Source organism: Bacillus sp. FJAT-27245, assembly GCF_001273955.1.
Lineage (GTDB): Bacteria > Bacillota > Bacilli > Bacillales > Cytobacillaceae > Bacillus_D.
In genome coordinates, this window is record NZ_LIGI01000001.1 from 556,738 (window position 1) to 580,553 (window position 23,816).

Here is a 23,816-nt window from a genome sequence, read left to right on the forward strand (position 1 = left end):
CCGAAACGTTTCGGAAAAATGGTTTGCAGGAGGCGCTTATGGACTATCGTGTAATTAAAGAAGATGACTTATTCCTATTGACGGATAATAAAGGAGACATTCCAGTCGGCCATCCTTACGGCTTGGGCCTTTATACAAAGGATACCCGTTTTTTGAGTAAACTGAGCCTGTACATTAACGGGGAAGAGCCAATCCTATTATCTTCTGATGCTGCTGAGAATTATATGGCAAAAATCCTCCTTACGAATCCACATATGGAAAATAGCGAGGGAGTGATTTTATGGAGGGAATCCGTAGAAATTGAGAGGACCCGATTCATAACAAACAATGTTCTCTACGAAACAATCAAAGTAAAAAGCTATTACCCAAAACAAGTGTCGTTTGATATTACGCTTGAAATGGATGTTGATTTCAAAGATATGTTCATAATAAGGGGCTTCCAGAGCGGAAAAATTGGAAACAGGACTGGCCAGAGGATTAATGGGAATTCTATCGCATTCGGCTATGTTGGTTCGGACAATATAACACGAGAAACAGTCATTGGCTGGGACAGGGATGCTAAAGCTGTAGAAGATACAGGGCATGTTACATTCGGCTTCATGCTTAACCATGGAGAGGAAGATAGCGTAACTTTTTCCATCAAGCCGCAGATAGGCGAGTGCAGTGGCCAAAATCCAGTTCCGGTAAAAACGGCGTTAGCCCAACTCCAGGAATCTTATGACAGGTGGAACAGGGAAACAACCATGGTCAAAACGGATTATGCTCCTTTGCAAACTCTTGTAGAAAGAGGCATCGACGACTTAAGGGTCCTGCTGACTGACGTGGGTTTTGGCCCGTTCCCGGTTGCGGGGCTTCCGTGGTTCGGCGTTCCATTTGGCAGGGACAGCATTATAGCGGCATTGCAAATGCTTGCATTTAATCCGAATATAGCAAAAGGCACCATTTTGACAATGGCTAATTATCAGGGGAAAAAGCTTGATCCATGGCGAGATGAACAGCCCGGAAAGATTATGCATGAAATCCGCTATGGTGAATTGGCGAGCACAGGGCAGATTCCATTTACCCCATATTACGGCACAATTGATGCAACGCCGCTTTTTCTAATCCTTGTGAAGGAATATATCAACTGGACGGGGGACTTTGATATTTTGGCTGACATTGAACCACATATAGAAAATGCTCTAAATTGGATTGATCTGTACGGTGACCGGGATGGGGATCTGTTCGTTGAATACCACCAGGAAGCGAGCAAGGGGATAGCAAACCAAGGCTGGAAGGATTCCGGTGATTCAATCGTCCACCGGAATGGGGATTATGCCAAATCGCCAATCGCCTTATCTGAAGTGCAAGGCTATGTGTACCAGGCGAAAACAGGCATCGCTGATTTGTATGAGCAAATAGGGAAAACCGAACAGGCAAAAAAGCTCCGGATAAGCGCACAAATGTTAATGAATAAATTTAATGAAGCATTCTGGATGGAGGAGTGCGAGTACTACGCAATCGCCCTGGATGCTGAGAAGAATCGGGTAGGGACAATCACCTCGAACCCGGGACATCTTCTCTATTCGGGCATTTTAAATCAGACGAGGGCAGAAGCGGTAAGCAATATGCTTTTATCTCCGAAAATGTTTTCCGGTTACGGAATTCGGACAATGGGTGAAGGAGAAGCGGGCTATAATCCGATGAGCTACCATGACGGAAGCATCTGGCCCCATGACAACAGCCTGATCCTGTTAGGGTTGAGCAAAACAGGGCGCCAGGATATGGCGAATAAAGTGATTGCCGGCCTGATAAAAGCTTCGAGTTTCTTTGAATATAATCGCTTGCCTGAATTGTTCTGCGGTTATGGCGATTCGCTTGGAAAGGCTGTAAAGTATCCGGTGGCGTGTTCACCACAGGCTTGGGCCGCAGGGACTCCACTCGTTTTTGTCCAGACAATTCTCGGGTTGTTCACGGACAGCACAAAAAAGGAATTGTCGCTTTCACCGGTGCTGCTGCCGGAAATGAATGAGCTTTCCGTCTATAATATGCGAATTGGCAAAGGCAGTTTGTCACTTGAAGCTATACGTACAGATGAGGGAGTTAATGTAAATATCATAGAAAACTCGACTGGCTACAAAATCCTCAAGCAATAGATTTACCAGTTTAGCAACCATAGTCTCTAGAGATGAATTCTCTTAAGATATCAAAAAAAGAATTGAAAGGGGCTTTGATAATGAAAATGAGAAAGTGGCTTTCAACAGTGGGAGTAGCATCAGTTCTAATGGCAGGTATCCTTGCCGGCTGCAGCGGAAGCAAAGAATCATCCAGCAAAGACAATGAGGGGTCAAAAGAAAGTGGAAAGCCAGTCCAAGTTACGCTTGCCGGCTGGGGTGGCAACCCAACCGAAGAAAAACTATTGAAGCAGGTAATTGAGGACTTTGAATCGAAACATAAAGATATCAAGGTAAAATACGAAGTCATTTCCGAGCAGTACATGGATGTCATTAAAACCAGGCTTATTGGCGGGGAAGGTCCGGATGTTTTCTATCTTGATGCATTTGAAGCGCCGGCCTTGATCGAAACGGGTGTCCTTGAGCCGCTTGATGAGTATGTAACAGATGATTTCGATGTTGATGATTTTGAAAAGCCTCTGGCTGAAGCCTTTATTCAGGACGGAAAAACATACGGCTTCCCTAAGGATTACTCAACCCTTGCATTGTTTTATAACAAAAAGATGTTGAGCGATGCCGGCGTTGAAGTTCCGAAAACATTTGAAGAATTCCGTGAAGCTGCAAAGAAACTGACCAAGGATGGAGTGTATGGGTTTGGCGTTGCTCCTGAGCTTGCCCGCATGTTCTGGCTTGGCGAGTCCACTGGCGGAGATATCGTAAAAGAGGATAAGGCGAACTTTGCTTCACAAGAAGTCGTTAGTGCCCTCCAACCTGTTATTGACATGCACAATGTGGACAAATCAGCGATTGAGCCAAAGGAAGTAGGAACGAACTGGGGCGGAGAAATCTTTGGACAGGGCAAAGCGGCAATGGTCATTGAAGGAAACTGGGCGATTCCATTTCTTGCAGATACATTCCCTGATATTGAGTATGGGACCGCAGAGTTGCCGACAGTAAATGGAAAACATTCAACTATGGCTTACTCAGTTGCCTACGTGATGAATGCGGCATCGGAAAAGAAAGAAGCCTCCTGGAAGCTAATCTCTTATCTGACAGGCAAGGAAGGCATGGAAACGTGGACGAGCAAAGGGTATGCCTTGCCAACACGAAAGTCGGTTGCGGAAAAGCTTGGCTATGACAAGGATGAGCTGCGTGCAGCCCTTGTTGCCGGCGCATCGTACGCGACAGTTTGGTCTGAAGGAACGAACCTTCCAATCATTATGAACAATTTCAATAACCAGTTCTTGAGTGCGTTCCTCGGCAAACGTCCGCTTGATGAAGCCCTTAAAGAAGCGGAAAAACAGGCGAATTCGGAAATTGATTCAAAGTAATGGAAAAGTACGGGGGGAATGGGCAATCTCCTTTCCCCCTCCTTTTATTCTGCAGGACTGTTTGTGCCGAAGTCGTCCGACTTCGACAGAAACAGTCCTGGCAGCAAATTGGGGCGGCCATAATTCTTATTAAAGGAGATGCAGAAAAATGAAAATCTCATTTTCCCGGAGGAACCTGCGAGAAGCCGGCCAGGGGTATACCTTTATTTCGCCCGCATTAGTGGTATTGCTTGTTTTTATTGTTGGGCCGATTTTTTATACTTTATTCCTTTCGTTCCATAAAGTTCAGTTGCTTGGAACAGCCACTTTTGATTTCATCGGGTTTGGCAACTTTGAAAGGATATTGAATGATACGAGGGCAAAAATCGCTTTATGGAACACGTTCAAGTATGTCGTGATTGTAGTCCCATGCCAAACGATGCTTGCGCTCATCCTCGCGGCTACATTGAATGCCGGAATTAAGGGGCAAAATTTCTTCCGGATTGTTTACTTTCTCCCGACTTTGACGTCATCAGCCGTATTAACGCTGATTTTTATGTGGATGTATAACAAGGAAGGGCTAATAAATAATGTTCTCGAGTCTATCGGACTTCCAACCTATAATTTTCTTGGCGACCCGAATATTGCTTTAAATGCAATCATGTTTATGAATATTTGGTCAACAGCGCCGTTTTTTATGGTCATTTACCTGGCCGCCCTTCAGGACATTCCGGATTCACTATATGAAGCGGCTGAGCTTGATGGTGCGAATGCCATCCAGAAGTTCTTTAATATTACTGTGCCGCATTTAAGGCCTGTTACGTCCTTTGTCGTCATTATGGGCCTCATTGGAACCTTCCAATTGTTTGATCAATCATACATATTTTCAGGCGGGTCCGGCGGGCCGGACAACTCCACCTTAACAATTGTTCTTCTTGTTTATCAATATGCGTTTAAAAATTTGGGAACGATGGGCTATGCATCCGCACTCGCATTTTTATTGGCCGTCGTCATCCTTATCGCAACGCTTGTACAGCGTAAATTTTCCAAGGAAGAATCTTTGTACTAAAGGGGGGTATACAAAAATGAATGGAAAACTAGGTGTTGGAAAAGTATTTCTTTATATTGTCCTTGGGGCTTATGCCGTGACAACGCTCGTGCCATTCTTGTGGGCCTTGTCATCATCGTTTAAGCCACTCTCGGAGATTGTCAGTGGTTCAATGAGCTTCATCCCGAAAAATTTTACGCTCGATAACTATAAACAGATTTTCGTAGAGCAGGAGCATTTTCCGCGCTGGATGTTCAATAGCCTCTTTATTGCATGTGTTGGAACAGTGCTGAATCTGATTTTTAACTCTATGGCGGGCTATTCCCTCGCGCGCCTGAATTTTCCTGGTAGAAAGCCCATCTTCATCCTAATCCTGGCAGTCTTAATGATCCCGGCCCAAGTAACAATGATCCCGAACTACTTGATTTTAAAACAGCTTGGCTGGCTCAATTCCTACCAGGGCATGATTGTCCCGGGAATGATTAATGCAACGTATATCTTCATGATGCGACAATTCTTCATCAACTTCCCGAAGGAATTGGAGGAAGCAGCCGAGATGGATGGACTGAGCCGGTTCGGGACTTTCTTTCGAATCGTGCTCCCTTTGGCTAAACCGGCGCTTGCTGCCCAGGCAATCTTTATTTTCATGGGATTCTGGAATGATTTTATGCGCCCATTAATCGTTATGACAGATATCGAAATGTTTACACTCCCACTTGGCTTGAATACGTTCAAGGGACAATTCGTCAGCTATTGGAATTATATTATGGCTGCTTCAATGGTATTTACATTGCCAGTGTTATTGATTTACGCATTCTTTAACCGATATTTTATTAAAGGAATTTCGTTCACAGGCGGTAAGTAAGAAGATAGTTGCCCTAATCCTTGTTTTGCGCGGGGATTGGGGTTTTTATCTATACAGTCGAAACGGGGGATTGAATTGAATAACAAATGGTGGAAGGAAAGCGTTGTTTATCAAGTGTATTGGCGGAGCTTTTACGATACAAATGGGGACGGTTATGGCGACCTGCGCGGTGTCATTGAAAAGTTGGACTACATTAAGAGCCTTGGCGTCGATGTTATCTGGCTCAATCCATTTTATGCATCGCCTGATAAGGATAATGGATATGATATTTCCGATTACTATTCCATTATGCCTAAGGCCGGGACGATGCGAGATTTTGAAGAACTGCTTGAAGGGGCGCATAGCCGCGGTTTAAAGATTATTATGGATTTAGTTGTCAACCATACATCGGATGAGCATCCATGGTTCATTGAGTCGAGGTCCGGAAAGGATAACCCGAAGCGGGATTGGTATATTTGGCGGGAAGGGGTAGACGGGAAGCCCCCGAACAATTGGCGCTCCTATTTTTGTCCATCCGCATGGGAATATGACCCGGCAACGAAGCAATATTATTTTCATTCCTTTGCTGTTGAACAGCCGGATTTGAATTGGGAAAACGAAGAGCTGCGGAAGGAAATCTACAAAATGATGCATTTCTGGCTGCAGAAGGGCATAGACGGATTCCGCCTCGATGCCATCGCCCTTTTGGCCAAACAGGAGGGGTTTCCAAACTCTGGCCATCCGGAGGACATTAGCTATCTTACAAATAACCCCGGTGTTCATGGTTATATACAGGAAATGAACAGGGAGGTATTCAGCCAATATGATATCCTGACGGTTGGCGAGGTTGCGTTTGTTTCTCCGGATGAGGGACTGCTTTATGTTGATGAGCGAAGGAATGAATTGAATACGTTGTTTCACTTTGAAGTATGCGATGAAATGCCGACATGGGATTTGAAAAGGTTTAAGGAAATCCAAAAGCGCTGGTATGAAGGATTATGGGGACGAGGCTGGAACTCACAATTCTTGAATAACCATGACCATACAAGGCTAGTCACGAGATACGGGGATGATCGGGAATACAGGGTGCAATCGGCGAAGCTTTTTGCCGCGATGCTCCATTCGTTGCCTGGCATTCCGTATATTTATCAAGGTGAGGAAATCGGCATGACCGGGGCACGTTTTGACTCGATTGATGACTATAACGATATCGCGATGAAAAATAAATACCGGGAATTGGCGGATGCAGGGATGAGCCCGGAACAGGCGCTTGCTGCTCTGCAGCCATTAAGCAGGGATAACAGCAGGACGCCGATGCAGTGGGACTTCAGCCCAAATGCGGGATTCACTTCCGGGGGCCCTTGGATAAAAGTCAACCCGAATTATAAAGAAATCAATGTGGACGCCGCTTTAAAGGATCCCGATTCGATTTTTTACTTTTATAAAAAATTGATAGAGTTAAGGAAGGCTCATAAAGTGTTTATATATGGTGATTATCAGCCGATACTAGAAGGGGAGGAGCAACTGTACGCTTTTACAAGGACGTATGGCACGGAAACATTGCTATTCGTTGCGAACTTCCAGAAAAGCGGCCATTCCGCCGTACTTCCTGAAGGCTATTGTTCGCCGGAGAGACGCTTGTTGATTGGTAATTATGAACCCGCTGTGGATAAAAGCGAAACTGCATTGCAGCTGAGGCCGTATGAGGCGAGAATTTATTTGTTTGCTGAAAATTAGGAGCGCAATTGGTTGGATTATCGTTCTATTAAAAGGGGTAATGTTCCTGTAACCTTTCATAAGGAGGGCTTACCTTGAAAATAGAAGTGAAATGCAATGTGGAAAATTGTAAGTATTGGGCAGAAGGTGATGAGTGTGTCGCCGATTCAATCTTTGTCATTGGCCAAAATGGCAGGGAGGCTGCCGATGTAGAAGAAACAGCCTGCAAAACCTTTGAAAAGCGAAAATGAAACATGAAAACCGGACGAAGTTTCGTCCGGTTTTCATGTTGTCGTTTTGGCAAAGGGGGTTGTTTCGATATCCTGGTAAAAAAATTATTAAATTTAAAAGAAGTGAAACAGGAAATGGAAGGATTTTGGAGAATTTAGAGTAATATGTAGAAACATGCAATAAAATATTGTTTAAGGAGAACGGCCCATGCTTGCGAATATCGGACATGTTTTAAACCAGGTACTAGTTGTCCTTTTCCCGATATGGTTCTACCATTTGTTTTTGCATAAAAACGGAAACAAGGAAAACGGCTTGAAGCCAAGACTCCTGATTGTGCTTTCCCTCTCGCTCGTCATGACTCTTACTTTCTCTGTTACCTATTCCGATAAGCTCATTTACGATTTGAAGTTGATTCCAATCATCATTGCGTTTTTGTATGGAAACCCGTTAACCGGCTCGATTCTTCTGATAATTGCAATGGGCTACAAGATTCTATTCCAGAATGGTGCGCCTCTCGTAACCGTTATTAATTTTGCGATAGCAGGTGGTCTGCTTGCGGTAATTGCGAGAAAATTCAGGGACCACTCTTTAAGGTTTAAGGTTATTGCCATCAGTGCTGTACACTGGATCATTACAATTACGCGTGAAATCTGGCTTATAGCAGGCAAGCATACAGAGGAAATAGGAATCGTTTTTATTTTTTCGGTTATTGCCTGGCTTACGCTCATGTCCGTCGTTTTCATTTTCGAAAACCTGAAAAAGCAAGTTGAATTGGAAGAAAAGGTCCAGCGGGCTGAACGGTACAATGTGATTGGCCAGCTGGCCGCCTCGGTGGCGCATGAGGTCCGCAACCCGATGACTGCTGTCAGGGGATTCCTGCAATTAATGAAAAAAGATGAGAATTTGACTGATTCGCAAAGGAGATATATAGATATCTCGATAGAAGAATTAAATCATTCCCAAGCAATCCTGTCGGAGTACCTCTCCCTGGCCAAACCGGCAAATACCGATTTGGGAGTTCTTGATTTGCAGTATGAACTTCATAAGATTATAGAACTAATGAAATCGTATACCAACCTCCAGGCCATTACCATTACATCCGCACTTGAAGACGGCTTGTTCATTAAAGCTGACAGTTCCGAGATGAAGCAGGTTTTTGTGAATCTGATAAAAAACAGCATTGAAGCAATTGGGTCAAAAGGGGAAATTTCCGTCAAAGCTTGGAAAAAAGGGGCGAATATCTTTGTCGTCATTGAAGATAATGGCGCCGGCATGTCCAAGGAGCAGTTAAGGTATCTCGGAACACCATTTTATTCAACCAAGGATAAAGGAACAGGGGTTGGCCTGTCTGTATCCTATAAGATTATCAACTCGATTAAGGGGTCTATTAAAGTAGAGAGCGAACAGGGAAAAGGGACGAAATTCATCATCCAAATGCCCGGATATCGCTCAGACCAGCTTTAAATGCTGCCGACCAGGCAGTATTTTTGTTTTACCAGGCTTTTCATGTTATCTGAGATGTGGCGGGCTGCAGAAGGATTTAAAGGGCAACTGGGAGGAAAAATCCAGTCTGGAATGGTACAATTGAAACGGCTGCCGGACTGGCAGGATGTGGTTTTGGAACTTATGGAACAAATGATAGATACATATGTGAAAAGAGGGATAGCGCAAATGCAGCAAACGAATTGGTGGAAAAAAAGCGTAGTCTATCAAATCTACCCAAGAAGCTTTTATGATTCGAACGGGGACGGGATCGGCGATATCGCCGGAATTACGCAAAAGCTCGATTACCTGAAAGAGCTTGGAGCCGATGTCATTTGGTTAAGCCCGATCTATGATTCCCCTAATGATGACAACGGCTATGACATTCGTGATTACTACAAAATCATGGAAGAGTTTGGGACGATGGATGATTTTGACGCCCTTTTGTCCGAGGCTCACAATCGGGGGCTTAAGATTATCATGGATCTTGTCGTTAATCATACATCTGATGAGCATGAATGGTTTGTCCAGTCGAGAAGCGGGCGGGATAATCCGTATCGTGACTTCTATTATTGGCAGGATGGAAAGGACGGCAGTGAACCGAATAATTGGGGATCCGTGTTCAGCGGGCCTGCTTGGGAATACGATGAGGAGTCCGGACAATATTACTTGCACATCTTTTCCAGGAAGCAGCCGGACCTGAACTGGGAAAACCCTGAATTACGCAAAGAAGTATACAAGATGATGAAGTTTTGGCTTGATAAGGGAATTGATGGATTTCGGATGGATGTTATCAATTTCATCTCAAAAGTGGATGGACTTCCGGATGGTACCGTGGAGGAAGGGGCTCTTTACGGGAATGGAAGCCCGTTTTTCATGAATGGCCCTAGAATTCATGAATTCCTCCGGGAAATGAACAATGAAGTACTCTCTAAGTATGATATTTTAACAGTCGGCGAGATGCCAGGGGTGAGGGTGGAGCACGCGAAGGAATACACGGCTCCGGAAAACAATGAAGTGAATATGATCTTTACCTTTGAACATATGGGCCTGGACAGCGGTGCAGGGGAAAAGTGGAACTTAAAGAGCCTGAACCTTGTTGACCTGAAGGAGAATTTTGAGAAATGGCAAAAAGGCCTTCATGGGGTAGGGTGGAACAGCCTTTACTGGAACAACCATGACCAGCCGCGGATTGTCTCCAGGTTCGGGAATGACAGGGAATATCGGGTCCTTTCCGCCAAAATGCTTGCGACCTGCCTCCATATGCTTCAAGGAACTCCGTATATTTATCAAGGGGAGGAAATCGGGATGACCAACGTCCGGTTTGAATCCATTGACGAGTATAAGGATGTTGAGACGATTAACATGTACAACGAAAAGCGGGGCATGGGTATACCGCATGAAACGATTATGGAGTCAATTTATGTAAAAGGACGCGACAATGCGAGGACTCCGATGCAGTGGAATGGCGGGCCGAACGGGGGATTCACAGACGGAACCCCTTGGATTGGAATGAACCCGCGCTATACGGAAATCAATGTGGAAGAAGCATTAAAAGATAAGGAGTCTATTTTTTATCATTACAAGCACTTAATTGAATTACGAAAGAGTTTCGACATCATTACAACCGGTGACTTCAACTTGCTCTACCGTGAACATCCCGCGTTGTTTGCCTATGAGCGCAGGTCCGGCGACGAAAAGCTTATTGTGCTCTGCAACTTCAGCGAGGAGGAGATAGAACTGGACGATCCGGTTCTTATAGGCGAGGTTACCGGATTGGAAGTGATTATCCAGAACTACAAAGATATTCAACTGGGGAAATCAAGGCTTGTATTAAGGCCTTATGAAGCGATCGTTTTTCTGAAAAAATAATATGAAAAAGGCAGCTGCCCATTAACCCGGCCGCTGCCTTCTTTTTTATTTCGTCAGCTTGTCGACAACTTTTAACATGAACCGAATCCCTTTTTGTCCATAGGTCATTTCATTCAATCCGCCAATTACATAGGACTCTGTTGAGGGATGATAAAACAGGAATGTGCCGGTTGAGCCGGCGTTCCCCCATGCATTGTATTTTTTCGGCATGAGGATGGGAATCGTTTTAAAATTCATCATGCCATACCCATAATCAATCCCGAAAAAAAACTTTGCCCAATCTTTCATTTGCTCCCTCGTTTCGCTGCTTATGAGCTCTCCGTTCACAAGGGCTTTCATGAATTTAAGCTGGTCGTTTGTTGTGGATATTATGGCACCGCCGGCAAACATCAAAGTCAGGCAGCGGTATTTGGACACATCCATATTCCTTCCGTACAAGTTGGCTAAAGGATGCTCCGGCTTCACCTTTGGCTCCGAATAATTCGCAAAAGAGGAGTGGTCCATGCCGCACGGTTCAAAGATATAGGCAGTAAGGGCTTCATGGTATGGCATGCCTGAAACCTTCTCAATGATCAATCCCAGCAAATGATAGCCGGTATCCGAGTAATGAAATCCTTTACCCGGAGGAAAGTGGGATGTTAGATTATTTTTAGCCCATTCCAAAACGCTTCGCGGTGTCCAAGTACGGTCAGGCTCCTCGAAAATTAATTCTCTCATTCCCTTGGCATTCTTTGGCGTATCCTCCAAAATGTCATGCAATCCCGAAGTATGGTTCAGCAAATGCCTGATTTTCACTTCATGAATATAATCCCTGCCGTCTATGATATGCATGCCGGATAAAAGTTCAGCGTCAAGATGCGATGTGATGTAATCCTCAAAAGAGAGCTTACCTTGCTCAACGAAAATCGCCGTTAAAACAGCGGCAAATAATTTGCTTACACTTGCTATGAAATAAGGCTGGTTAGGATTTGAAGGCTTTCCGTCAGTCAGGCCCTCGGCCACGTTCATGTTTATGCCTAGTTTTTCGGAATGGACCATTAAAAAGGCATTATGGATTTTGTCGTCCTTCTTTACTCTCTTTCTGAACAAATCCTCGATGCTCGCCTCTATTTGACCGCTTTTCATTCCCCATCTCTCCCATACATCTTTTATTTATTTTTACGAAGGCGGGCGGCTTCAATGATATCCTCGCCTGTTCTCTGAAGAATGCGAACCAGGTCCTCTTCCTCCATCCCTTTTGGAAGCATCCCGTTGACGTCCATAACAGATAGCCCGAGTTGGAAAACCCGCATTTTAAATGAAATCCCTGACAATTCCTCTTGTGTAAATTCCATTAGCTTTTCGCTTTTTTGCATACGGCCAAGGATACTGCCAATATCGGGCTGAACCCGTTCCAACCGGGTTTTATTGTTCAGAATTAAATCCTTGAACAAAACGCTGTACTCCCTGGCAAATTTGAGGCTGGCAATTCCAATATTAAGAAAGGGGTCATCTGAATAATTTGTTTTTAGCATCTTCAGGGAAATGTCATGCATTTTCCCTAAAACCGCATTTTTCACCTCTTCCACATCATTGAAATTCACATAAATTGGCGCAATTGAGCTACCCATTCTTTGTGCGATTTTCCGGATAGTTATTCCATCAAGGCCTTCATCCCGTGCAATATCAAATGCTGCATCAATGATTTGTTCCCTTGAGAACTTTTTCTTAGGTGGCATAATCTTCGACTCCTGTTTCTCATGAGTTTCAATTGATATATATCATATGATATTTATATCAAATATAGGTCGTTTTTACAATATTAACCTGTAAAATATTTCAAAAGGGCATAATCCCTAACCGGATTTTAAAAATTAAGAAGTGATCGGAAAAAGGGAGGATGAGCCGGATTGGGCAAAGGAGCCATGGCGAAGGCTCCACTTTTTGTGGGAATAATCATTGGAGTGTTATTATTTTAAAAAGATATCGTTTAAATAATGGGGGTTCTTTATGAAAAGCAAATTGAATGAGATTCATATAAGGGAAGGTATGGCAGGCGAACTTCGCCGTATATACGGACTTCTTCAACGTGATTTTGCCCCTGAAGAACTAAAGGAATACAGCCAGCTTGAAAGCCTGATTGCAAAGGAAAAATATAAGATTCTTCTTGCTAACCATATAGAATTGGACTCGTTAATTGGGTATGCGTGCATATATGAAATTGAAGAAATCAATGCCCTTTGGCTTGATTATCTAGCGGTGGATGTGCAATTCCGAAATTTAGGCTATGGATCGGCTCTTTTCCATTCAATTGCAGGGTACAAGAAAGGGGAAGGTTCCCTTGGCGTCTTTCTCGAGGTTGAAATTCCGGGGGAAGAGGTAGGGACGAATCAGGAAATTCAAAAAAGGAGAATACGCTTTTACGAGAAGAACGGTGCAACGAGGCTTCCCGTCGATTACCAGCTCCCGACAAAAGAAGGCTCCCTCCCTATGTACCTCTACTTCAAGCCAGCGGGAAATCCAAACACGCTTCCTGACACTAAAATAAAGCAAGCCATCACATCCGCCCTGGCCTACATTCACACTGACATCCCCCATACAGGCGAAATAATAAGAAAAGTAGCTCGGTCCATATAGTAGGGTGTCCAATAAACGTATCCGCATTTCTGAATGGATAATCTTTGCCTCTTGGAGGAAAAGCGCAACCTATCTCGAACTATTTTAAATAGATGGTGCGCAATGTAATGGTGCCAGGCATCATAAAGGGATCACTAAGGGAAAAGGAGAGGGTTTTTATGGCGAGGAAAGTGTATGAGTCGAAGGATGCAAAGGCGGTCGGGCCTTATTCACATGCGGTGGATGCAGGTGAGCTGGTTTATTTATCCGGACAAACGCCGATTGATTCAATGACAGGGGAATTGGTGAGCGGCGGCATTGGCGAGCAGACGAAGCAATGTTTTGCGAATCTGTTCGCCGTCCTTGAAGCAGCCGGACTCACCCCTGATGATGTTATCAAGGTAAATGTCTATTTGACTGATATGAATAGTTTTTCGGAAATGAATGAGGTTTATAAAACACAGTTTTCCGAACCTTTTCCGGCAAGGACAACGGTAGCTGTTTTGGGGTTGCCGCTTGGGGCTGAGGTGGAAATTGAGATGATTGCAAAGAGGCGATAAAACTTACGAAAGAAAGAAAAATCCAGGGGAAGCATTTACCCCTGGATTTTTCTTTACACATTCATCCCGCCAAGCGTTTTGAGGCTGAAATACTCCAATGCCTCATTCACTTGATGGATGTCATAAATGCCCTTTTCAATGCAAAATTGAATGACGAGGTCGGATGTATCGCTGTCCGACAGGGAATAGCCAGCCGAGCTTAATAGCTTGCCGGTCTCTTTTTTATCTAGTTCTAGGGCTAGCGCAAGGGCAATTACCGTATTTTTACCCGGGCGGTAGCTTGGATTGGAACGGATTTTTGAAAAGTGGCGGCGGTCAACTAGAGCTTTCTTATAAATCTCCGAATCGGTCACCCCTTTTCTATCAATAATGTTGAAAAGGACTTCCCTAAGGACCGGCTTCCGTTTGTCTTCAATAAACTCCTTAATCTCGATTGGCGAGATGCTTTCCAAAATCACATCCCGTTTAAAGCTTTCATGAAAGCTCCTGGATTCTTCTAAAATCAGTACCTCAAGGTGGGCATTTATATATATCTGCAATTCCGTAAAGAACTTTTTATCGAGCATCCTGGGTGACCCCCTATTTGTCGCCCCTCAGGCGACCAAATGATTGGCTTATCAAGTTACTATTATATCAACTAAACCAAAGGAGTTGACGTGAAAAATGAATAAAGATTTAACAGAAATTATAGTTCTCCTTGACCGAAGTGGCTCTATGGCCGGGCTCGAGCAGGATACGATTGGCGGGTTCAATTCCTTTTTGAAAAGGCAAACCAGCCTTGAAGGGGAAACGCTTGTCACGGCAGTCCTGTTTGACGATAAGTATCAAATCCTCTGGAACGGGGTTAAAGCTGAAAACGCGGAACTCACCGACAAGGAATATTTTGTGAGGGGGTCGACTGCCCTCCTGGACGCGGTAGGAAGGACCATTGTTGATGTTGGCTGCAGATTATCCAAAACAGAGGAAGAGCGGAGACCGGGAAAAGTCATCTTTGTTATTACCACGGATGGGATGGAAAATGCGAGCAGGGAATTCACGTATGAAAAAGTAAAGGAACTTATCCGGCATCAACAGGAAAGATACAGCTGGGAATTCATTTTTATGGGGGCGAATATCGATGCCGCCCAGGAAGCAGGGAATCTCGGCATCGCACAAAAGCATTCATACCATTTTGAGGCATCACATACAGGGGTTGAAAAGATGTATGAAATGGTCACGGAAGCTGTTTCGGAAGTTAGGAAAAGACAATAGGGGGAAATGTAATCGAATGGGCAAATAAGCTTGCCGAGAGTATATAAGTGCAAGGGGAACCTGTCATTTAGCGTACACTAATTGTCTGGGGGACATAAACCCTATCATACTAAGATTTTCCGAAACAACACAAACAGGACTGTAAAAAGGAGGAAGGGAAGCGATTCCCTTCCTGTCATGGCTATTCCTTTTCGAGTTTTATTTTTTGGATAAATTCCGTTGGTGAGAAGCCAGTATACTTTTTAAAAACACTATTATATTGTTTGTAATCATTAAAACCAGCTAACTCGGCGATTTCATAAATCATATAATTATTCGATAGCAAAAGGGGAATGGATTTGCGAATTCTTTCTTGATTAAGGTAATGGTGGAAGGTACCGTTCGTGTCCTTCTTAAAAACCCTGCTTAAATAGCTGGGGCTTACCCCCATTTCGGCAGCAAGCTCTTCCAAGCTAATTTTTTCGGAATACCGCTCTTTGATGCTCTCAATCAGCCTTCTCGTATAAGGAGTGTAGTCCGATATGCTGTCCTGATTCGGAAAGAACATGGCTGCCAAAGTTTCGACGTCCACTCTGTTTGTGAGCAAACTTTGCCTTTTTCTCTTTTCCAACCTGTCATAGAGGGAGAACATGACTTCCTTCAAAGCGTCTTCGTCAACGGGTTTTAACAAATAGTCAAAAACCTGCAGCTGGATGCTTTTCTTGGTATATTCGAAATCGCTGTAGCTGGAAAGGATGATGGTTTCAAAATCGTGGTGGTTCAAGGCCTGCTCAACCATTTCTATGCCACTCATGATTGGCATTTTAATATCTGTAATGACAACATCCGGCTTTAGGCCGATAATTTTCTCGAGTCCCTCTTTCCCATTGGAGGCTTCGCCAATGATTTCAGTCCGCATGCCTTTCCAGTCCATCGTATAAATTAATCCTTTGCGGATGATTTGCTCATCTTCTACGATTAATGCGCTGATCATAGGATTTCATTCCTCCTTTATTTTAGGGATCCTGATTATTACCAGTGTTCCGGAGCCTTCCTCGCTAAAAATCCTAAGACCGTATCGTGGACCGTACAGCAGCTTGATCCTCCTGTTTACATTGTGAATTCCTATATGGTTTGTATTGTTTTCATCATGCTTAAGAAATGACTGCAATTCCTTAAGCCGGCTTTTTTCAATCCCTTCCCCATTGTCCCGGATCATGAGATAAAGCGCTTTTCTTGTGCTTTTAATTATGGTTTCTATTTTTAAAGTTGTTTTTGTTTTGAAGCCATATTTTATCGCGTTTTCAATCACCGGCTGAATAATAAGTTTTGGAATACTACAGCTTCCAACCCCTTCTTCGGCTTCAATATGATATTGAAGAGAATCCCCGAACCGGATTTGCTGGAGGGTAAGGTAGCTTTTGAGGTAGCGGATATCCTCATCGACACTGTTATATTGGGTTCGATTGTTTATACTGTAACGAAGCAGGCTGGACAATATCAAGATGAGCTTCTCCGCTTTTTCCGGTTCCATCCGGGTTACATACCTGATGTTTTCAAGCGTATTAAAAAGGAAGTGGGGGTCTATCTGCATTTCGAGTTGTTTTATTTCGGCTCTGGCGCTTCTTTCGATATATTCCTTGTTTTCCCGCATCAATGTATCTATATCCTTTAAAAGCTGCTGTAAGTATTCACCGATTACCTGAAATTCATCTTCTTTTTCAAACGTAGTCCTTTGATTGAAATCTCCAACCTTGGCCCGATTAATAATAGATAAAAGTTTATCAATCGATTTCATTTTTCTTCGCGAAGAATCGTTGGCAAAAATAATGGTTCCTGCAGTAATCAATAAAAAGAAGGCAATCAATGTAATAAGGCCGATTTTATAAATCTTTTTAAAAAGTCCGGTATACGAGATGGAATAGACGGAAATTGTTCCATCTAAAATCTCCTTTTTGTTTAAAATATAGCTGTTCTTCTCCACGGTTGCTATTTTTCCTGCTTTTGTTACCAGCATTTCGTTCGTTGATAAAATGCTATTATCGTATCGATCCGCTACAATTATGTCGGTATAATTAACATTATTCATTAGCTGCCTGAATTGGTTTTCGAGCAGGTTGAAGATGATATAGCCTTTAACGGCTCCATTCCGGTCGAAAATGGGATTAACAATGTTATAGAATATCCTGTCATTTCTTAGGCTTTGGCGATTTGGATACATTAGGCTTTTTTGGGCGGGGGCATTTTTCAGGCGTTTGCTAATATACCAGGCAGTATTCCTTCGGTTATCATCCACGGTTTCAGTCCAGTTGGTTGCAAGGATATTACCATCGGCATCAATGACAGAAAAAAGGCTTCGAAGGTCTTGTTTATTGGCGGCGCCGTACAGCTTTCCATACATTTCAGCCCTGTAGGAGACGGAAGATTCAAGAAGGCCGAGATCAAGTTCATTTGCGAGGCGTTGGCTTTCTTCGGAAATTTGCGAGAACTTGGCCAGGATCCTGCCTGTGATCCTGTCATTTTCCTCCATATTATTTTCTTTCACCAGGTGGAGGCCGATTAAGAAAAACAGGTTATAGAATAGTAGGGTGATAATAGAAACAGGGACAACCCCAAAACTGATAAGCGACCTTTTCAATTCCTTCCTGTATAAGCTTGAAACCTTTCTAGCTGAATCCATTTCTTTCACCTGCTTCGATGAGGATTGGCCGGAATGAAGAAAAGACAACCCCTATTGGGAGTTGCCCATCTTATAAAATTATAGGCTTACTTCTTTTGAGCCGGTTGCTTTAAAGAAAATCAATAATGATATAACTGTCGTAACAGTCAAAATGGTAGACAATGCTGCAGCCGTACCATAGCTAGCCCTTATAACTTCTGAATAAATCGCGACCGACATTGTTCTGGTTTTACCGGTAAATAATATGATCGATGAACTTAATTCGTTAATTACAGTTATCCAGCTCAAAAGCGCTCCCGCAAGTACGCCTGGCATCATTAACCGCGCCGTTACATTCAGGAATGTCCTGAAAGGAGAGTAGCCGAGGCTGATGGAAGCCTCTTCCATGCTCGGGCTGAGCTGATAAATAATCGCCGCGCTTGACCGCATCGTATAAGGAAGGCGACGGATGATGAACGAAATTATCATAATCGCCGCTGTTCCGCTAAGCAACAGAGGCGATTTGTTAAATGCAAGCAAGAGTGTAATACCAAGAACGGAACCAGGGACAATGTATGGGAACATCGCTACTGTATCAAGGAAGGCCGTTAAGGCATTTTTTCTTCTAACGGATGCGTACGAAATAAGCATGCCGAGCACAATGATGATTGCCAATGCAATAATACCATAAATGTAGGTGTTCAGAATCGAATCACCCATCCGTTCAAGAACTCTTCGGTAGCTGTCGAGTGTATAGCCTTCAATAAACATCGCACCGCGCGTCTTTAGGAATGATGTGTAAATGACCGTCACCTGCGGGATGCTGGCCAGTCCAACAACAACGTAAATAAAGGCATGGGCAAAAAAGTTTTTCAATCCTTTTGCCTGCTCCGGCTGGATTGGTCGCAGCGAACTCATTTCATAGGATTTTTTATTAACAATGTACTTTTGCGCTATAAAGATAACAGTCGTGATCAAAATCATGATTGTTGCAAGAGCTGCCGCAAAATGGGCGTTTCCTCCAACCTCGCTGATAAATTCAGAATAGATGAGGACAGGCATAGTTGAAAATCCTTCCCCAATCAGCATCGGAGTACCAAAGTCGGCAAGCGAATTCATGAATACAAGCATGGCTCCAGCGAGTACTGTAGGGAGAATCAGTGGCAGAATGAGCGTTACCATTTTCCGCACTCCGGTTGTCCCGAGGCTCTCCGCGGCTTCGCTTAAGGAAGAATCCATTTTCTTCAATGCTCCCGACACATACAAATAAATATAAGGGAAAAGCTTCAGCGTGAAAACGAGCAATATTCCTCCGAATCCATATATACTGGGCGATGTGACACCAAAATGTTCCATGAAGAACTTGGAAACAACCCCACTACGCCCCAGCAGCAGAATCCATGAATAGGCCCCGATAAAAGGAGGGGACAGGACGGAAATGATGATTAAAATCTCAATGATACCTTTTCCCTTTATTTTCAAAGTTGACATTAAGTATGCAAGAGGGACCCCGATCGCGATTGACAAAATCGTGACAGAAATTGTAACCGACAGGCTGTTCAGCAAGGATTGATAGTAATATTTCCGTTCAAAAAAAGTTATGAAATGTTTCATTGTAAAGGATCCATCATTAGCCTGGAAGCTGCTCAACAAAAGGGAGCCCAATGGATATATCAAGAATACCGCAAAGAAGATAAATACAACAATGGTAGATAAATTCCAGAAATCGAGTTTTAGTTTATTCCGCATAACGGACCACTCCATCTATCAGGCTTTCTTCGCCGTCCGCTGTAAAAACGTTAATCTTTTCCGCAATCGCCTCAAGATAAACAATGTCCCCTTCTTCGATAAAACGATTTTTAAGGTTTGTATCCTGGGTGAACTCAACACTCGATCCATTATCCAGAACAAGTTCGTAATTAATATACTTGCCAAGGAAGTTCCGGTGTTTTACCCTCGCGCGGATGCCTTGCACATTGCTGGACAGTGTGAACTCCTCCGGCCGGATTGCCACCATAACTTTTTCTTTATCCTGGACAGAACCATGGATATTACTCATTTCAACTCGGTAGCCGTCCATAATAGAAACGAAGGTCTTCCCGCCGTCTTTTTCTACATACCCTTCGAATAAATTAGAATGCCCGATGAATGAAGCAACAAATGTATTGATTGGTCGCAGATAAATGGTATCAGGAAACCCAACCTGCTGAATTACTCCATCTTTCATTACAGCGATCCTGTCTGAGATGGCAAGTGCTTCTTCCTGGTCATGAGTGACATAAACGGTCGTAATATCAATGGTTTTCTGTATTTCACTTATCGCCCGGCGCATGTCAATCCTTAGTTTCGCATCGAGGTTCGACAGCGGTTCATCCATGAGAAGGACCTTTGGATGGATAACGATGGCCCTTGCAAGGGCGACGCGCTGCTGCTGGCCGCCGGATAGTCGATTCGGCAGGCGGTCCTTATATTCGGTGATTTTGACTGTTTCTATGATATCATCCAGCCGTTTAATCATTTCGGCCTTACTGATTTTTTTGTTGTTCAAACCATATTTTACGTTATTGTAGACTGTCATATGGGGGAAAATGGCGTAGTTTTGGAAAACCATCCCGATATTTCGTTTATGGGCAGGGATATCGTTTAAAGCCTGGCCATCAAAAGAAATGGTTCCACCGTCAATGCTATGGAAACCGGCAATCATCCGGAGCAAAGTTGTTTTTCCACAGCCTGAGGGCCCAAGCAAAGTAAATAATTCGCCTGGTTTAATCGTCAGGTTCAGGTCGGGGATAACAGTTTTTTTCTCATAATCCTTGCGTACGTGTTCGAAGGTAATCGCTGTACTCAAAATAAGTCCTCCTCTTGCTTTGAAAGCTGATTCTTGCTGAAAATGATAGAGTATGAGCAGGCTTCCACTCATACTCTATTGATGATTATTAATTGCTGGTAAACATATCCTTGAATTTGTTCAGGATTGCTTCCTTGTTTTTGTTGGACCATTCCTGGTCGTCCTGAATTAATTTAATCTCGGAAAGAGACTTCATGCCGTTGTTGTCCTTGATTTTTACTGTTGAAAGGACTGGGCGGCGATTCAACTCATTTGCGACCATTGTTTGTGATTCTTCATTTGTAATGAAATCAACGAATTTCTTGGCATTTTCTATATTTTTTGCGCCTTTAATGATAGCGACCCCATCCGGCTTTACAATTGTTCCTTCTTTTGGATAAACAACCTCAACAGGAGCGCCGTCATTCATGTAATTGATGACCGGCTCTTCAAAAGTCAATCCGACAGAGTATTCGCCATCAGCCACACCTTTGTAGGTAGCGGAAGAACCGCTCAGCAGTTTTTGGTCAAGGTTTTTAATCAGCTTGCCGACGTAATCCCATCCTTTTTCAGGATCGCCGTTACCCATTGCATAAAGCTGGTTGATGACCTGTTCAAAGGAGGAGGAAGACTTGGAAGGATCGGCGAAAGCAATTTTCCCTTTCAGGCTCTTGTCCAATAAGTCTTCATAGCCTTCAATTTTCATATTGCCGACAAGGTTTTTATTTACCATGATGACACTCGGAACAAGGGAGAATCTTGTGATTTTGCCGTCCTTGTTTTTGAATTCATCAGGAACATTGCCTTCGTTTTTGGATTTGTATGATTCAAATCTTTCAGTATACGGCTCTAGTGAAGAGAGGGAGCCGCCCCACATAACATCACCCAGTGGATTATCCCCTTCGGATTCAATGCGTTTTAGGAGTTCGCCCGCTCCTGCGGAAATAACTTCAACCTTGATTCCAGTTTCGTCCTCGAATTCCTTTACAAGAGGTTCATTGAACTCAATTGGGTTCGGGGAATAAACGACTAGTTCTTTGCTCTCTTCTTTTTTTGTTGTTGAGCTTTCCTTACTGTCCGAAGAGCAGCCGGCAAGAAGTCCTGAAATCCCTAGTGCCGCCACAAGTGCCGCAGACAACAGCTTTTTCTTTTTCATTCTCCAATCTCTCCTGTTCGTAACTGAATATGAAGCGCTTTCATAACTTACTCTAAATATTAAACTCTTTCATTTTTTGGAACAATCCAAAAAAATGACCAATATATCCGAAAAAATGAACAAAGGATTAGTCGAATTAAATTCGACAAACTTCGGTTGGTTCCTGGCACTGTTCGTGTTTTTATTTCGGTTTCCGAAAAAAATATTGGAAAAGAGGTTTATAGTGTTGTGGTTTCTCCTCGGTTTGGCATATAATCACAAGAAGAGCAGGGGGGATATACAGAAATGATACGTCGCTTTTTTACTTATTATCGGCCTCACAGAAGGCTATTTATTATTGATTTCGGCAGTGCTGTCATTGTGGCGGCACTTGAGCTGGCTTTTCCGCTTGCGGTAAGTTGGTTCATTGATAAATTGCTGCCCAGCGGCGACTGGAATGCAATCATTGGGGTCAGTATCGGACTTCTTCTATTATATATCGTGAGTACGATGCTCCAATTTATTGTCAACTACTGGGGACACAAGCTCGGGATCAATATCGAAACCGATATGAGGCAGGAACTGTTTCAGCATGTCCAAAAGCAATCATTCCGCTTTTTTGACAATACGAAAACCGGCCACATCATGAGCAGGATTACCAATGATTTATTCGATCTTGGGGAGCTCGCACACCATGGCCCGGAGGATTTGTTCATTGCCGCGATGACATTTGTTGGGGCCTTTTGGATTATGCTGACAATCAATGTCAAGCTTGCGCTGACAGCAATGATTATTGCTCCATTTCTCGTTTGGCTGATTTCCTATGCAAACAAAAAAATGAATGCTGCATGGAAAAACATGTACAGCGATATCGCCGACGTGAATGCCCGGGTCGAGGACAGTGTTTCCGGCATCCGCGTCGTTCAGTCTTTTACGAATGAAGATTTCGAAATTGAGCGGTTTACGAAAAATAACCGGAAGTTCCGCAAGGCGAAACTTGCTGCCTACAAGGTGATGTCGTTCAGCTCTTCAGGCATTTATATGTCGACAAGGCTGATGGTTCTTGTTGTACTCGTATATGGCGCCTGGCTCAGCTTCACAGGAAGCTTGAGCTATGGTGAACTGGTCGGATTTGTCCTGTATATCAACGTCTTGTTCAAGCCGATCGACAAAATCAGTGCCATTCTTGAGCTGTATCCAAAAGGCATGGCCGGCTTCAAGCGGTTCACCGAGCTGATGGACCAGAGCCCGGATGTCGTTGATGCCCCGGATGCAATCACTGTACCATATTTAAGGGGAGACATCACTTTCAGGGACGTTACGTTCAGCTATGACAATAATAAGCCTGTCCTCGAGGGGATTAATCTCGATATCCATCATGGCGAGACGGTCGCCTTCGTTGGTCCGTCAGGTGCTGGAAAAACAACAATTTGTTCATTGATTCCGCGTTTCTATGATGTTAATAGCGGAAGCATCTCCATTGATGGGATTGACATCCGTGATATGGCGAAAAAATCTCTCCGTTCGCAAATCGGCATCGTCCAGCAGGATGTGTTCCTGTTCACAGGGACACTCCGCGAGAATATTGCGTACGGCTCGCTCGGGGCATCACAGGCAGATATTGAAGATGCCGCGAGAAAAGCCCATCTTGAGGAGTTCATTGCATCACTCCCAGATGGCTATGAAACGCAAATTGGTGAACGCGGCCTTAAGCTATCGGGCGGCCAAAAGCAGCGAATCGCGATTGCCCGTATGTTCCTGAAAAATCCGCCAATCCTGATTCTGGACGAGGCAACATCCGCTCTTGACACAGAGACAGAGCGAATCATCCAAAAAGCTCTCACAGAATTGGCGAAGGATCGGACCACACTAGTCATTGCCCATAGGCTCGCTACAATACGCAATGCCGACAGGATTGTAGTCGTGACAGAAGATGGCATCGCCGAAGAAGGCAGCCACGAAGAACTGATTGAGCAAGGCGGAATTTTTGCGAATCTCCATAAAGTACAGTTTGAAACATCCGTAACAAACTAAATGCACGGCCCACTGGATTAGCCTGTTGAGGGGTTTATTCAGTGGGCTTTTTTTAACTCAACAATTAAAGGACCCGTGGTTCGGAAGAAATGTTATTTTTAAAAAAGAATAGACACCAAC

20 protein-coding genes are annotated in these 23,816 nt (G+C 43.8%); 12 read left to right on the forward strand and 8 right to left on the reverse strand.

The genetic code is table 11. The annotated features are described in order from the left end of the window. Positions 1-38: 38 nt before the first annotated feature. The 8 genes from ADU24_RS02670 to ADU24_RS02700 all read left to right on the forward strand — a co-directional run bounded on the left by ADU24_RS02670 (position 39) and on the right by ADU24_RS02700 (position 10,656). Positions 39-2,135, forward strand: coding sequence for an amylo-alpha-1,6-glucosidase (locus ADU24_RS02670; RefSeq protein ID WP_053365182.1), 2,097 nt, complete (start codon positions 39-41; stop codon positions 2,133-2,135). An 80-nt stretch (positions 2,136-2,215) separates the two neighbouring features. Then, on the forward strand, positions 2,216-3,484 hold the full coding sequence (locus ADU24_RS02675; protein ID WP_053365183.1) for an ABC transporter substrate-binding protein: 1,269 nt from the start codon (positions 2,216-2,218) through the stop codon (positions 3,482-3,484). A gap of 148 nt (positions 3,485-3,632) precedes the next feature. Next, positions 3,633-4,532, forward strand: a complete 900-nt coding sequence (locus tag ADU24_RS02680; protein ID WP_053365184.1) for a carbohydrate ABC transporter permease — start codon at positions 3,633-3,635, stop codon at positions 4,530-4,532. A 16-nt stretch (positions 4,533-4,548) separates the two neighbouring features. Then, on the forward strand, positions 4,549-5,376 hold the full coding sequence (locus ADU24_RS02685; RefSeq protein WP_053365185.1) for a carbohydrate ABC transporter permease: 828 nt from the start codon (positions 4,549-4,551) through the stop codon (positions 5,374-5,376). Positions 5,377-5,451: 75 nt separating this feature from the next. Next, entirely contained in the window at positions 5,452-7,092 is a 1,641-nt protein-coding gene (locus ADU24_RS02690; RefSeq protein ID WP_053365186.1) for a glycoside hydrolase family 13 protein, read from the forward strand. 74 nt (positions 7,093-7,166) lie between these two features. Next, the gene (locus ADU24_RS22460) at positions 7,167-7,322 is read left to right on the forward strand and encodes a DUF1540 domain-containing protein (RefSeq protein ID WP_082306785.1); all 156 of its coding nucleotides are present in this window, start codon (positions 7,167-7,169) and stop codon (positions 7,320-7,322) included. A 187-nt stretch (positions 7,323-7,509) separates the two neighbouring features. After that, positions 7,510-8,766 (forward strand): ATP-binding protein, encoded by a 1,257-nt coding sequence (locus ADU24_RS02695; RefSeq protein WP_053365187.1) that lies wholly within the window; start codon positions 7,510-7,512, stop codon positions 8,764-8,766. Between the two features lie 207 nt (positions 8,767-8,973). After that, the gene (locus ADU24_RS02700; RefSeq protein WP_053368747.1) at positions 8,974-10,656 is read left to right on the forward strand and encodes a glycoside hydrolase family 13 protein; all 1,683 of its coding nucleotides are present in this window, start codon (positions 8,974-8,976) and stop codon (positions 10,654-10,656) included. 45 nt (positions 10,657-10,701) lie between these two features. Here the strand turns inward: ADU24_RS02700 and ADU24_RS02705 are convergent, their stop codons facing one another. Both ADU24_RS02705 and ADU24_RS02710 read right to left on the reverse strand, forming a co-directional pair. Next, on the reverse strand, positions 10,702-11,781 hold the full coding sequence (locus ADU24_RS02705) for a serine hydrolase domain-containing protein (RefSeq protein ID WP_053365188.1): 1,080 nt from the start codon (positions 11,779-11,781) through the stop codon (positions 10,702-10,704). 23 nt (positions 11,782-11,804) lie between these two features. Beyond that, complete coding sequence (locus ADU24_RS02710) at positions 11,805-12,374, reverse strand: TetR/AcrR family transcriptional regulator (RefSeq protein WP_053365189.1); 570 nt, start codon at positions 12,372-12,374, stop codon at positions 11,805-11,807. 271 nt (positions 12,375-12,645) lie between these two features. Here ADU24_RS02710 and ADU24_RS02715 point away from each other — a divergent pair, with 271 nt between their 5' ends. After that, positions 12,646-13,272 (forward strand): GNAT family N-acetyltransferase, encoded by a 627-nt coding sequence (locus tag ADU24_RS02715; RefSeq protein ID WP_053365190.1) that lies wholly within the window; start codon positions 12,646-12,648, stop codon positions 13,270-13,272. 158 nt (positions 13,273-13,430) lie between these two features. Then, on the forward strand, positions 13,431-13,811 hold the full coding sequence (locus ADU24_RS02720; protein WP_053365191.1) for a RidA family protein: 381 nt from the start codon (positions 13,431-13,433) through the stop codon (positions 13,809-13,811). 53 nt (positions 13,812-13,864) lie between these two features. Here the strand turns inward: ADU24_RS02720 and ADU24_RS02725 are convergent, their stop codons facing one another. Beyond that, positions 13,865-14,377: a hypothetical protein gene (locus ADU24_RS02725; protein WP_053365192.1), complete on the reverse strand. Its 513-nt coding sequence runs from the start codon at positions 14,375-14,377 to the stop codon at positions 13,865-13,867. A gap of 97 nt (positions 14,378-14,474) precedes the next feature. Between ADU24_RS02725 and ADU24_RS02730 the strand changes: the two genes are divergently transcribed. After that, on the forward strand, positions 14,475-15,062 hold the full coding sequence (locus ADU24_RS02730) for a vWA domain-containing protein (RefSeq protein ID WP_053365193.1): 588 nt from the start codon (positions 14,475-14,477) through the stop codon (positions 15,060-15,062). Between the two features lie 181 nt (positions 15,063-15,243). On the opposite strand, the gene ADU24_RS02735 is transcribed toward ADU24_RS02730, so the two are convergent. The 5 genes from ADU24_RS02735 to ADU24_RS02755 all read right to left on the reverse strand — a co-directional run bounded on the left by ADU24_RS02735 (position 15,244) and on the right by ADU24_RS02755 (position 21,683). Further along, positions 15,244-16,035, reverse strand: a complete 792-nt coding sequence (locus tag ADU24_RS02735; protein ID WP_053365194.1) for a response regulator transcription factor — start codon at positions 16,033-16,035, stop codon at positions 15,244-15,246. 6 nt (positions 16,036-16,041) lie between these two features. Beyond that, on the reverse strand, positions 16,042-17,721 hold the full coding sequence (locus tag ADU24_RS02740) for a sensor histidine kinase (RefSeq protein ID WP_053365195.1): 1,680 nt from the start codon (positions 17,719-17,721) through the stop codon (positions 16,042-16,044). 78 nt (positions 17,722-17,799) lie between these two features. Beyond that, a complete protein-coding gene (locus ADU24_RS02745; RefSeq protein ID WP_197277463.1) occupies positions 17,800-19,449 on the reverse strand; it encodes an ABC transporter permease in 1,650 nt (549 codons plus the stop codon). Beyond that, positions 19,439-20,548: an ABC transporter ATP-binding protein gene (locus ADU24_RS02750; protein WP_053365197.1), complete on the reverse strand. Its 1,110-nt coding sequence runs from the start codon at positions 20,546-20,548 to the stop codon at positions 19,439-19,441. The genes ADU24_RS02745 and ADU24_RS02750 overlap by 11 nt, the downstream gene beginning before the upstream one ends. Positions 20,549-20,636: 88 nt before the next feature. After that, positions 20,637-21,683 (reverse strand): ABC transporter substrate-binding protein, encoded by a 1,047-nt coding sequence (locus tag ADU24_RS02755; RefSeq protein WP_053365198.1) that lies wholly within the window; start codon positions 21,681-21,683, stop codon positions 20,637-20,639. A gap of 285 nt (positions 21,684-21,968) precedes the next feature. Between ADU24_RS02755 and ADU24_RS02765 the strand changes: the two genes are divergently transcribed. Further along, positions 21,969-23,696 (forward strand): ABC transporter ATP-binding protein, encoded by a 1,728-nt coding sequence (locus ADU24_RS02765; RefSeq protein ID WP_053365200.1) that lies wholly within the window; start codon positions 21,969-21,971, stop codon positions 23,694-23,696. The last annotated feature ends 120 nt before the right edge of the window (positions 23,697-23,816 follow it).

Bases quoted from the DNA above. Each gene is read 5' to 3' on its own strand.
- ADU24_RS02710 (WP_053365189.1), bottom strand. From the start codon at position 12,374: ATGCCACCTAAGAAAAAGTTCTCAAGGGAACAAATCATTGATGCAGCA.
- ADU24_RS02675 (WP_053365183.1), top strand. From the start codon at position 2,216: ATGAAAATGAGAAAGTGGCTTTCAACAGTGGGAGTAGCATCAGTTCTA.
- ADU24_RS02755 (WP_053365198.1), bottom strand. From the start codon at position 21,683: ATGAAAAAGAAAAAGCTGTTGTCTGCGGCACTTGTGGCGGCACTAGGG.
- ADU24_RS02685 (WP_053365185.1), top strand. From the start codon at position 4,549: ATGAATGGAAAACTAGGTGTTGGAAAAGTATTTCTTTATATTGTCCTT.
- ADU24_RS02740 (WP_053365195.1), bottom strand. From the start codon at position 17,721: ATGGATTCAGCTAGAAAGGTTTCAAGCTTATACAGGAAGGAATTGAAA.
- ADU24_RS02745 (WP_197277463.1), bottom strand. From the start codon at position 19,449: ATGCGGAATAAACTAAAACTCGATTTCTGGAATTTATCTACCATTGTT.
- ADU24_RS02695 (WP_053365187.1), top strand. From the start codon at position 7,510: ATGCTTGCGAATATCGGACATGTTTTAAACCAGGTACTAGTTGTCCTT.
- ADU24_RS02765 (WP_053365200.1), top strand. From the start codon at position 21,969: ATGATACGTCGCTTTTTTACTTATTATCGGCCTCACAGAAGGCTATTT.
- ADU24_RS02730 (WP_053365193.1), top strand. From the start codon at position 14,475: ATGAATAAAGATTTAACAGAAATTATAGTTCTCCTTGACCGAAGTGGC.
- ADU24_RS02700 (WP_053368747.1), top strand. From the start codon at position 8,974: ATGCAGCAAACGAATTGGTGGAAAAAAAGCGTAGTCTATCAAATCTAC.
- ADU24_RS02670 (WP_053365182.1), top strand. From the start codon at position 39: ATGGACTATCGTGTAATTAAAGAAGATGACTTATTCCTATTGACGGAT.
- ADU24_RS02680 (WP_053365184.1), top strand. From the start codon at position 3,633: ATGAAAATCTCATTTTCCCGGAGGAACCTGCGAGAAGCCGGCCAGGGG.
- ADU24_RS02715 (WP_053365190.1), top strand. From the start codon at position 12,646: ATGAAAAGCAAATTGAATGAGATTCATATAAGGGAAGGTATGGCAGGC.
- ADU24_RS02725 (WP_053365192.1), bottom strand. From the start codon at position 14,377: ATGCTCGATAAAAAGTTCTTTACGGAATTGCAGATATATATAAATGCC.
- ADU24_RS02735 (WP_053365194.1), bottom strand. From the start codon at position 16,035: ATGATCAGCGCATTAATCGTAGAAGATGAGCAAATCATCCGCAAAGGA.
- ADU24_RS02720 (WP_053365191.1), top strand. From the start codon at position 13,431: ATGGCGAGGAAAGTGTATGAGTCGAAGGATGCAAAGGCGGTCGGGCCT.
- ADU24_RS02705 (WP_053365188.1), bottom strand. From the start codon at position 11,781: ATGAAAAGCGGTCAAATAGAGGCGAGCATCGAGGATTTGTTCAGAAAG.